At 45.3% G+C, this 1,777-nt stretch carries 1 protein-coding gene; it reads right to left on the bottom strand.

The window, feature by feature from the left end; all coding sequences use genetic code 11:
* Positions 1-19 precede the first annotated feature (19 nt).
* On the bottom strand, positions 20-1,624 hold the full coding sequence (gene ftsZ, locus ACOSYY_RS19640) for a cell division protein FtsZ (protein WP_421664648.1): 1,605 nt from the start codon (positions 1,622-1,624) through the stop codon (positions 20-22).
* Between the last annotated feature and the right edge of the window lie 153 nt (positions 1,625-1,777).

Here is a 1,777-nt window from a genome sequence, read left to right as displayed (position 1 = left end):
AGGGGCTCAGTGTGAGGAATTAATCTACGTTGTCGTGTAAGAACTTATTGTTCCCCAGCAAACTGTTATCATCGTTTAAATTGTATTTTGAAATGAATTGCTCAGATGAATGCGGCACATTATCCATCTTTACCCCTCTGCGCAAATAGGCAGGTAATGCCCACTTCTCATTAAATTCCTCCTTTGTCATTTCGTGCTTCCGTACGTTTTTCAATTTCTCTTTGCGTTCATCAGCCTGTTGCTTGAGGCGCTGCTTGGCCGAACGCAACTCCATCATACCCTCATCATTGATTACCTGATCGCCATACCGTTCCGTCTCACGCTCAAATTCATCGTCATGACTTGCAAAAAGAGAGTCATCTCCTTCATCTTCATCATCAAAGTCGTGTGTTGAATCGATTTTATTAAAAGGTCCGGTGAATACGATGTCACGCTCCATGGGTTTCTCCTCCTCCTTTTCGGGAGTGGGCGCTTCTTCTCTTTGTTTGAGTTGAATTTCCTTTGGCTGACTTGTAGCGTTATCGGATTCAAACATCCAGATCTGACTTCTATCAAGATCATGCACCTTCTTCTTTTCAGGCGTTGGTTCATTCTTTAAAACCGTTGGGCCGTCACTTTCCATTTCAGGCTCTGCATCACCTTCAAAGCCGGTAGCGATTACTGTAACTCGGAGACGGTCACCTAAATTAGGATCAACGCCATGCCCGAAAATTACTTCAGCTTCCTGTCCTGCCTGTTCCTGGATGTACTCTGTGATTTCCATCAGTTCATCCATTTGCAGTTCGGCCTCTGCTCCAGAAACAATCGAAAGCAGTATTTTCTTAGCTCCCATGATATCGCAACTATCGAGCAAAGGAGATGACAGCGCTCCGCTAGCCGCATTGCGCGCACGATTGTCGCCCCTTGTTTCGGCTGTTCCCATTACTGCGGGGCCAGCGTTGTGCATAACGGTACGAACATCCTGGAAGTCAACGTTCACATAGCCAGCCAGTGTAATAATTTCGGCTATTCCTTTTGCCGCTGTGGTTAACACATTATCAGCTTGTGCAAATGCCTGGCCGATTGGAAGGTTACCGTAAATTTCGCGCAGCTTATCATTGAGGATCACAAGCACGGTATCGCAGCTATGACGCAACGCTTTAATACCCAAGTGAGCTTGCGCAAGCTTTTTCTTTCCTTCAAAAGCAAACGGTTCTGTAACAATACCTACCGTCAGGATTCCCATGCTCTTGGCAATTTTCGCAATCACCGGAGCAGCGCCAGTTCCGGTGCCACCGCCCATACCTGCTGTGATGAACACCATTTTGGTGCCATCTAAAAACTCGCGGATTTGCTCTTTGCTTTCAATGGCAGCGCCCTTCCCAACTTTGGGATTTGCCCCGCAACCTAACCCTTCTGTAAGGTCAACACCAATTTGTAATTTGGTGGGTACAGGACTAGCATTGAGTGCCTGTAAATCGGTGTTGCATACCACAAACTCAACGTCTTTTATGCCTTGACGATACATGTGGTTTACTGCATTGCTGCCTCCTCCGCCAACGCCTATCACTTTGATAATTGATCGCGGAGACCCTAGCGTGTTGTGCTTGGGGATGTCGAATTTGTACGATCCGGTGTCTAACATAATATTAATTTTTAGTGGTTTCTCTTTATAGTAATTAGTCTTTAGTATTGAGTCTTTAGTACTGAGTACTTAAGACTAAGGACTCCATACTCGTTAATACTCATTTTTACCATCCAGGTCATCAATCAACAAGCTCTTAGTCTTTGTAAGAAT

It is taken from the genome of Nitrospira sp. BLG_2 (assembly GCF_049222245.1).
Note: the sequence above shows the minus strand (reverse complement) of the source record. Positions and strands in the feature narration are given on the sequence as shown.

Excerpts from the sequence above, each read along its gene's own strand:
- ftsZ (WP_421664648.1), bottom strand. The coding sequence starts at position 1,624 with ATGTTAGACACCGGATCGTACAAATTCGACATCCCCAAGCACAACACG.